The sequence below is a fragment of the Neobacillus sp. NRS-1170 genome (assembly GCF_050468025.1).
On the sequence record NZ_JBITPF010000006.1, the window covers coordinates 111,955 to 121,374 of the forward strand.

At 41.0% G+C, this 9,420-nt stretch carries 8 protein-coding genes and 1 riboswitch; of the genes, 7 read left to right on the plus strand and 1 reads right to left on the minus strand.

The window, feature by feature from the left end:
* Window positions 1–162: 162 nt before the first annotated feature.
* The 6 genes from ribH (at window position 163) to ACIFOT_RS01980 (ending at window position 6,790) form a co-directional block, all read left to right on the plus strand.
* The gene (gene ribH, locus ACIFOT_RS01955) at window positions 163–633 is read left to right on the plus strand and encodes a 6,7-dimethyl-8-ribityllumazine synthase (protein WP_430061140.1); all 471 of its coding nucleotides are present in this window, start codon (window positions 163–165) and stop codon (window positions 631–633) included.
* A gap of 59 nt (window positions 634–692) precedes the next feature.
* Window positions 693–877: riboswitch (cobalamin riboswitch) on the plus strand.
* A gap of 130 nt (window positions 878–1,007) precedes the next feature.
* A complete protein-coding gene (locus tag ACIFOT_RS01960; RefSeq protein ID WP_430061142.1) occupies window positions 1,008–2,816 on the plus strand; it encodes a DUF4430 domain-containing protein in 1,809 nt (602 codons plus the stop codon).
* Window positions 2,817–2,868: 52 nt separating this feature from the next.
* Window positions 2,869–3,606 (plus strand): DUF4430 domain-containing protein, encoded by a 738-nt coding sequence (locus ACIFOT_RS01965; protein ID WP_430061143.1) that lies wholly within the window; start codon window positions 2,869–2,871, stop codon window positions 3,604–3,606.
* Window positions 3,607–3,618: 12 nt separating this feature from the next.
* Entirely contained in the window at window positions 3,619–4,497 is an 879-nt protein-coding gene (locus tag ACIFOT_RS01970) for an energy-coupling factor transporter transmembrane component T (protein ID WP_430061144.1), read from the plus strand.
* Complete coding sequence (locus ACIFOT_RS01975; RefSeq protein ID WP_430061146.1) at window positions 4,479–6,095, plus strand: ABC transporter ATP-binding protein; 1,617 nt, start codon at window positions 4,479–4,481, stop codon at window positions 6,093–6,095. Before ACIFOT_RS01970 ends, ACIFOT_RS01975 begins: the two co-directional genes overlap by 19 nt.
* 161 nt (window positions 6,096–6,256) lie before the next feature.
* Window positions 6,257–6,790, plus strand: coding sequence for an ECF transporter S component (locus tag ACIFOT_RS01980; protein WP_430061148.1), 534 nt, complete (start codon window positions 6,257–6,259; stop codon window positions 6,788–6,790).
* 41 nt (window positions 6,791–6,831) lie between these two features.
* On the opposite strand, the gene ACIFOT_RS01985 is transcribed toward ACIFOT_RS01980, so the two are convergent.
* Window positions 6,832–8,925, minus strand: coding sequence for a transglycosylase domain-containing protein (locus ACIFOT_RS01985; protein WP_430061149.1), 2,094 nt, complete (start codon window positions 8,923–8,925; stop codon window positions 6,832–6,834).
* 157 nt (window positions 8,926–9,082) lie between these two features.
* On the opposite strand from ACIFOT_RS01985, the gene ACIFOT_RS01990 reads away from it, so the two are divergent.
* Window positions 9,083–9,352, plus strand: a complete 270-nt coding sequence (locus tag ACIFOT_RS01990) for a phage holin (protein ID WP_430061151.1) — start codon at window positions 9,083–9,085, stop codon at window positions 9,350–9,352.
* The last annotated feature ends 68 nt before the right edge of the window (window positions 9,353–9,420 follow it).

The window sequence follows — 9,420 nt, forward strand, 5'->3', positions numbered from 1 at the left end:
TTGGAGCGGATGGTGCTCGACTCCTGCGGGAGTACGGGTCCGGGGAGACCCCGCAGGCGCTTAGGCGCAGAGGAGGCCCCGGCACGCCCGCGGAAAGCGAGAGCCCGTAGCGAAATCATCAACTTAGTTTATCGCACCAAATAAAAAAATGGAGGAATTAAGATGGGATATATTTTTGAAGGTAATTTAGTTGGCTCAGGATTAAAGGTTGGAATCGTGGTAGGACGTTTCAATGAATTTATCACAAGTAAATTATTAAGCGGAGCGCAGGATGCACTCAAACGGCATGGAGTAAGCGAGACAGATGTAGACGTTGCTTGGGTTCCTGGCGCCTTTGAAATTCCATTAATCGCTCAAAAAATGGCAAACAGTAAAAAGTATGATGCTGTCATTACACTCGGAACTGTTATTCGCGGTTCAACCCCACATTTTGATTATGTTTGTAATGAAACCGCAAAAGGAGTATCTCGTATCAATTTAGACAGCGGTGTGCCTGTTATTTTTGGCGTATTAACGACTGATTCGATTGAGCAGGCTATTGAACGTGCAGGTACGAAAGCCGGCAATAAAGGCTGGGAAGCTGCGAGTGCAGCCATTGAAATGGCAAACCTTTGCCGAAACATTGAGCAATAATTCATTTAAAACCATATACAAAACAATTAGCGTTTTACTATAATAGAAATAACATAAAAAAATATGATGAAAAAACAGGTGCTAAAGTCTTTGAACTTAAGCTTAAAAGGGAAGTTGGAAAGAGCCAACGCGGTCCCGCCACTGTAAATGGGAGCAACCTATAAACTGTCACTGTCAAATAGATGGGAAGACATAGGAAGCGATGACCATGAGCCAGGAAACCTGCCTGTTTTAAACACCTAAAGCCTACGCGGATAGGAGTGTGTTAAAATAGGAATTTTATTGTATTTCTATTTTGGTACATAGCACTCCTCCTTTTTGGGGGATTTTTTTATGTCAAAAATTTTGAGATTACTAGAAGGGGAGAAAAGAGGATGTTAGAGAGAAAGAATTTATGGCTGGCTCTGTTGCTTGTATTCACACTTATCATAAGCGGCGTTCAGACACCTGTTTTTGCTGCTGGCCTTGGAAATCAAGGGACTATTACCGTAATAGGGACAGAAGAAACAAATCCAATACTGCCTGAAACATCTGTTTCATTTGGTGAAAACGAAACAGCAACGCAAAGTTTAATTAGTGCAGTTGGAGAGAGTAACGTTGAATTTACCGACACTACATATGGAAAAATGTTAACCGGTATTAATGGAGTAAAGGCAGAAGGAACCAATTTTTGGGCTTTCTACATTAACGGGGTTTCTGCTCAGGTTGGATCGGATTCCTATATCGTTCAAAATGGCGATAAATTAACCTTCCAATTAAAAGACTGGACCAAGCCTGTCGAAAATAAAGTTTCACTTAAAGTAATGGATAATAAGAAAAACATTGTTAAGGAATTACCTGAAATTGAAATTATCGGTCACCCTAATGCTTTTCAGCTTTTACAAGTCGCGCTTGGCGTTGAAAATGTAGGATACACCGATACCCAATACGGAAAAATGATTACATCCCTTAATGGGATTAAAGCAGAAGGTAACAATTACTGGGCTTTCTATATCAACGGAGAAATGGCATCCACTGGGGCTGAAGGGTACTCGCTTCAGTCGGGAAACCAAATCAGCTTTCAATTAGAATCTTTTCAGCCTGATCCGGGGACTGGAGGTAATGGGGATCCTTCTACAAATCCAAATCCTCCGGCAGGAACTGTTTCAGCGGCCGACCTTCAACATGCAGTCGATTCAGTGAGTGACTATGTTTTAAAATCACAAGTTGGTGAATGGGAAGCTATAGCCCTAAAGCAAGCTGGTAAAACTATTCCTGCCAACTATCTGGATTCCGTAAAGGCGCTAGTTAAAGAGCGACAAGGGAAGTTTACAAGAATTACTGATACTGAGCGCTATGTACTTGGGATTCTTGCAGCAGGAGGTGACCCGACGAATGTTGAAGGATACAACCTTGTTGAATCAATTTATAACGGCAATGTTACTAAGCAGGGATTGAACGGCGTAGCCTTCGCATTGATTGCATTAGACAGCGCGGATTTCACTGTTCCGAATACGGCCCAATGGACAAGGGAAAAGCTCGTTAACCATTTGATTGAAAGACAAAACGCTGATGGCGGCTGGGCTTGGGATGAAAGCACAACAAGTGACATTGACACAACCGGAATGATTCTAACAGCCCTCGCACCTTATAAAAATCAGGCAGGCGTAAAAGAAAAAGTAGATAGCGCGATTCAATATTTAATATCGCAATATCAAAACGGTAAAATTGATAATAGCTCAACCGCTGCACAAGTGATTATTGCCCTATCTGCATTAGGAATGGATGCAAATGATACACAATTTACAAGAGGTAACAGCAGCTTGTTCCAATTTTTCTTATCTTTCCAAAATGCCGATGGCGGTTTTGATTGGCAAGGCGGAGACACAAGTGACGTATTTACAACCTCACTTGCATTTCAAGCAGTAGTTGCCTATCAGCTATATTCAAAAGGAAATGGTGCTCTTTATAAAATGGCGTTAGCAGAACAAAAACCTGAGGTGAAAACACCACAGCCGGAAACACCACAGGTAGAGCAGCCTACAGTCCAAACGCCGGCAACTGAAGATCAAACTACTAGTCAAAAAGGCCACAAGCTTCCAAATACAGCTTCAAATATGTATAACTTATTAGCATTGGGATTATTTTTATTAATGCTTGGCAGCGTATTATACATGATCCAAAGGAAACGTAAGGCATTATAATTCCTTGCCCCCTCTTTTTTACAAGGAGGGGGCGGATGGGGAGGGCAACAGGATGAAAATACTAAAATCTGCATTATTAATCTTTATTTTTCTATTAGCTTTTAGTTTAATTGGCTGCAGTCAAGGTTCTGACAGTTCGAAGGAAACAAAAAAAGAAATTAAAACGACTGAAGAAGTAAAAAAGGAAGAAAAAGACTCTAAAGTTGTTGAGGAACAGAAACCCGAACAAGTGAAAGAGAATGAGACCACTACTGCCGCTCCAACAGAAGAAAAACAACCTGAGCAAGCAGCTCCAAAAGCTAACTCAACAACACAAACTGCCCAAACTAGCCAGCCGAAAACAACACCAAGCAAGACAACCACCCAGCCGGCAAAAACAAACGGTACGTCGACTTCAACTCAACAAAGTAAACCATCTGCCGCTGCCACGACACCAAAACCAAATACAACGACTCAAACGCCAAAACCTGTCACTTCCGTTACTCTTTCTATCATTGGCCCAAAAGACCGCGGGACCATTCTTGGAGCAACGAAGGTTAATTTTAATGATGGAGATACTATTTTTGATATCATCTCACAGGCGACAAAAAAACAAGGAATCACTGTCGATTCACGGGGAAGCGGGGCAACGGCCTATATTGAAGGAATTGACAATATTTATGAATTTGATTATGGTGCTAAGAGCGGCTGGGTTTTTAAACACAATGGTGCCAGTATTACTAAAAGCATAGGAGTCATAAAGATTAAAGACGGTGATCGGATTGAATGTTATTACACGGAAGGGAGTTAGGAGGGAATGGGAATGAAAGAACGATTTGAGAAATTTCATCCTTTCATTCCCTTCCTCTTTTATGTAGGGGCAGTTTCTCTTTTACTTCTTTTGCTGCATCCGTTCTATTTGGGGGTAGGCTTATTGCTTATACTCATCATAAATTTTTTCCATGATCGTTTCCAAGGGCTTAAACGTTGGTTATTTCTGATCATAACAAGTTTCATCCTCATGATCGTAATCAATCCTCTTTTTAATGAAAGAGGAAGACATCTGTTATTTGAAGTTGGGCAGCATCGAGTTACATTAGAAGCCGTTGTTTATGGCGGGATGAATGCTATGTCCATCATCGGTGTCATTGCCGTCTTTGTTTCCTATAACGTGATTATGACACCAAATAAGCTCCTGTTTTTATTTGCAAAAATATTACCGCAATTCGCTGTCCTTCTAATGCTGACCCTCCGCTTTATTCCGCTGATGAGGCGAAGGCTGGAAGAAATTTCAGTCGTCCAAAGGAGTAAAGGGATTTTTGTGAATCAGGGAAAATGGAGTTTTCGAATCAAAACGGGAATGCTTTACGTGCAAGCCCTATTAACCTATTCTCTTGAGGAAGCGATTCAGACGGCGGACTCCATGAAAGCACGGGGCTACGGAAATGGGCCGCGTTCATCCTACGAATATTTTAAATTTAAGAAAACAGATGCAGCAGCAGTGGTTTTTCTCGTAGGATTATTTGTGTTTATACTATTTAACAGGGTACACGGGTTAGGTTATTTAACTATTTATCCAATCATGGAAACCTGGCAGCTTACATCGATGGATACTTTTGTACTAGCTGGTTACATCCTGTTTTTAAGTTTTCCAATAATCATTGAAGCAGGTGGATTATTCCGATGGCGTATATTGAATTAAACAAAGTTTCATTTTCCTATCCAGATTGCTTAGAACCAGCCATAGGGAATATATCCTTAAAAATAAATAAAGGTAAATTTGTGGTGCTTTTCGGGTCTTCCGGATCTGGCAAAAGTACTCTATTAAGATTGTTAAAAAAAGAAATCCAGCCACATGGAATTCTGAAAGGGCAGATTTCGGTTAATGGTGCGCCAATACAGGAGAAAACAGGTCTGTCGAAGGAAATTGGTTTTGTTTTTCAAGATCCAGAAAATCAAATTGTTGCAGATGATGTCCTGCATGAGCTTGTTTTTGGTTTAGAAAATATTGGACTTAAGACGAGTGAAATGAGGAACCGCCTGGCTGAAATGGTCCATTTTTTTGGAGCAGAGTCCTTGCTCCATCGGAAATCGCATGAGCTTTCTGGCGGGAGAAAGCAGCAGATAAACCTTGCCTCTGTTCTATTAATGCAGCCGGACATTTTACTATTGGATGAACCAACTGCTCAGCTTGACCCTGTTAGTTCACGGGAGTTTTTAGATATGCTTAAGCGGTTGAATGAGGAATTTGGCATGACGATTATTATGGCAGAGCATCGCTTGGAAGAAGTATTTACCCTTGCAGATGAAATAATCATGATGGAAAAAGGGCAAATCTTATTCGAAGGGGAACCAAGGGAGGTTCTTCCACAAATTTGGAACTCGAAGAATCAGGCTTTTGTACCTACTATCCCAAGCTTATTTTTAAGCCAAAAGGGTTCGGGTATGATCCCTTTAACTGTAAAGGAAGGACGAAATTGGGTTCAGGAATCGAGCACGATCTTTTCAGAAGAACCCAAAAAGCTGGAGTATCCAATTGGTGATGAACGAATTGGCTTAAAAAACATTTCTTTCCGCTATGATAAAAAAAATGAATTCATATTAAATGATTTGGATTTTAGCCTGGCTAAAGGTGAATTTTATGCCTTGTTAGGCGGAAATGGCTCTGGGAAATCCACATTTTTAAAGGTTTTAGCTGGATTGGTAAAGCCTGAAATGGGGAAAATCTTAGTTAACAAAAAGAAAACGAAAATAATGAAGAACAGTGAATTAATAAATTTAATCGGCTATTTACCACAAAACCCAAAGCTGTTTTTTATACAAGATTCGATAGAAAAAGAAATCCAATACACTATGGACCATTGGGATTTAACCAATGTTAATGAAGTGGATACCCTGCTCAATAACTTAGGAATTAAACATCTTATATCGAGCCATCCCTTTGATCTAAGCGGAGGGGAATTGCAAAAAGCAGCATTAGGGTGTTTGCTGATAAGAAAACCTGAGATACTGTTACTCGATGAGCCGACAAAAGGGTTGGATCCCATTTCAAAACAGAATTTGGCCAATATTCTCCAATCACTACATTTTGAAGGTATGACGATTCTGATGTCGACACATGATGTGGAATTTGCTGCCCAGTTTGCAACGAAATGCGGGATGATGTTTCAGGGGAAGATTACATCCGAGGATGTACCCAGTGAATTCTTCAAAGGTAATTTCTTTTATACAACCATGCTGCAAAGAATTGCCCGTGATTTACCGAATCGGGCTGCTCAGTCGGTCAGCGGGGTACAATAGTGATGCGCAACTTCAAAAAAGTCTGGGCTATAGTTTTTCTGTTCCTTGCCGGGATCTTGCTATATTTAACGATGAGGTTTGAGAACTCTTATTTATGGATAAGTTTCGGAATGGTATTTATTTCAATTTTGTTTTTCTTTGTTAGGTTTGAAAGTAGGAAAGTGGAACCGAGAGAAATTGTCCTTTTAGCCATATTAGCGGCTATTGCTGCAGTGGGTCGAATTCCCTTTGCCAGTATCCCCAGCGTCCAGCCGACGACCTTTGTCATTATGATGGCAGGATTTGTTTTTGGTGCAGAAAGTGGTTTTATAATAGGGGCCGTTGCAGCCTTGGCATCAAATATGATAATGGGCCAAGGTCCTTGGACACCATGGCAAATGGTTGCTTGGGGACTGGTTGGATTAACGGCAGGCTTGCTGCGCAAGACAAAGCTTATGAATAGAAAATCGGGCCGGATTTTCTTTGGAATCGTCTGGGGTTATTTGTTTGGTTTGATTATGAATGTATGGGGGTTCTTAGCTGTTACGCAAGCAGAAAGTCACATTACGATTAAGGCGTTTCTTATTTATTTTGGTGCAAGCATTCTTTTCGATACGTTTCATTCTGTATCTAATGTGATCTTTTTACTGATTTTCGGCGATACCTGGATTAAAATTTTATCAAGATTTAAAAGAAAATATGGATTGTTAGAATAATGAGAAGAAAAATAGCACGCTGATTTCAGCGTGCTATTTTCTTACTTCTTGAGTTTTTCCACCAAGGAATTAACTGCTTCTCCTATATTGTATAGTGCACTATCCAATGCTTTTTTCCATGCCGGGGCATGTTCTTTGATTGAAGCACCAATTTTTTGGGCATTTTCATTTAATTCCTTACCAATTTTTTTGGCCTGATCTTGGATGCTTTTTTCGGTATTCTCTTCTCCTGCCAGCTTGGCGTTAATGGATACGACATCAAAGCTATCTTTTGGAAGATAGCGCTGCGATTCCAGCATGATTTCTCTGAAAATCGGAACCACATTGGCTGAGCTTGAGCTCGGCAGGTAATGCTGCCGGTCTGTCTGGTCATAGCCTAACCAAATCGCGCCGACAAGGTTTGGCGTGTAGCCAACCATCCATTGATCCTTCGTTCCATTGACATTGGCGAACGGAAGTTGAGTTGAACCTGTTTTTCCGGCAATTTGCATTCCAGGGATATGGGCCCGCTTTCCTGTTCCGGTTTCCACCACATTTAAGAGCATTGAGGTCATCTCATTTGCGACAGTTTCAGAGGTGACTTTTGTCGTTTTTGCTTTTCGCTCCGCGATAATATTCCCAGTTGGACCAACAATTTTTGTAATTAAATGGCTGTCCTGCCGCTTTCCGCCATTTGGGAAAGCTGAAAAAGCATTAGCCATTTGTAAGGGTGACACGCCCTTGCTCATTCCGCCAAGGGCGATAGCCAAGTTTCGATCTTCCTTTTCAACAGGTATTCCAAACCGTTTTAATGAATCGATCCCTTTATTTAAGCCCACTTGATCGAGCAGCCAAACGGCAGGAATATTCAAGGAATCTTCTAAAGCCTTATACATCTGAACCTTGCCTTGGTAGGTTTTTGAAAAATTTTCCGGCTTGTAATTACTGAACGTCATCGGTTCGTCGTTAAGCTCGGATGAATAGTCATAGCCATTTTCAAGCGCAGGAGTATACACAGCAAGTGGTTTGATCGAGGAACCAGGCTGTGCCTTTAATTGAGTCGCTCGGTTAAAACCGCGAAAAACGTGTTCACCCCGGCCGCCGATAAGGGCACGGACTCCACCTGAGGCGGGATCCATTAATACCGAACCGCTTTGAACCAATGTATTTCCGCTTCCTCTAGGGAATAATGAGTTTTTACTATATACTTTTTCAAGTCCTGCCTGTAGGTTCTGGTCCATTTCGGTATAGATTCGGTAACCTCTTGTTAAGATTTCATCCTGGGTTAATCCATACTTGGATATCGCTTCATTTAAAACGGCATCCACATAATATGGGTATTTTCGTTCAACAAAGCTTCCCCCTCCATCATGAAGACGAATTTTTTCTTTTTTGGCCTGATTGTACTGAGCAGTGTTGATGAACCCTAGTTCCTTCATTTTGGCCAATACCACATCACGCCGTTTCATGGCCAGGTCATAGTTTTTATAGGGATCCAGATAATTTGGTGCATGTAATAGCCCTGCAAGCATGGCTGCTTCGCTGACGGTGACGTCCTTTATATTTTTATTGAAATATTTTTTTGAAGCGTTGCCGACCCCCCAAGCGCCGCTGCCGAAATAAACTTGATTAAGGTACATTTGCAGGATTTCTTCTTTTGTATAGACCTTTTCAATTTTTACTGCTAAAAACAATTCCTCAGCTTTTCGCTTATAAGTTCTTTCTGGAGATAAAAGGGCATTTTTCGTCAGCTGCTGTGTTAGTGTGCTGCCGCCGCCAGTAATCCTTCCTGCAAAAAGGTTGCCGAAAAAGGCACGAGCGATTCCTTGAATATCAAAGCCGCTATGCTCATAAAAGCGTTCATCTTCAATGGCCACCACCGCATTTGGCACATATTTTGGCAGTTCTTCCATTTTAATACCTTTGGTACGGTTTGTTGCGACATTGCTTGCCACTTTGCCATTTTTATCATAAATAACGGTCGGCTGGCTTAATCCTTCCTTCAGGGATTGAACATTTGCTCTGGTCGCCAGCCAGCCAAAATAACAGATTGTCACGAGAACAACAACCAGGATGAGTAATAAGAATATTTGTGTTAGATGTTTCTTTTTCCAAAAACGTGAGACCATTTCCCAAAGTGGATGTAACTTGTCCATAAGAACTCCTTCTCTATTAGGGATTATTGATTTTTTATATTATAAATTTTCTTGTGGAAAAAGACCAACAATAAGAAATTCGTGATATCCGTGGACAACCAATTCCAGTCCAAGCATATGTTATAGAAAGGCCAATTAACATAGGGAAGGGGATGGGATGATGATCAACTGGAAGGTCCGATTTCGCAACAAAAACTGGGTAATCGCATTTATTTCACAGCTGATGATTGTTGCTCAACTGGTGCTGGCTGGATTAAATTCACTAGGGATTACCGATTTTCAACTAACTGATGCGATTCAAAATTCAATTTTGACATTAGTAAATGTCATATTTGTAATACTATCTATGCTCGGGCTCGTTCAAGATCCAACCACCAAAGGTTTTGGAGACAGTGAAAGGGCTATGAATTATAAAGATCCAAACTAATCAATCGGCAATGTTAAAGACCATTGTTGATTGGAGCGGAAGGAGCGAAGACTCCTGCGGGAGTACGG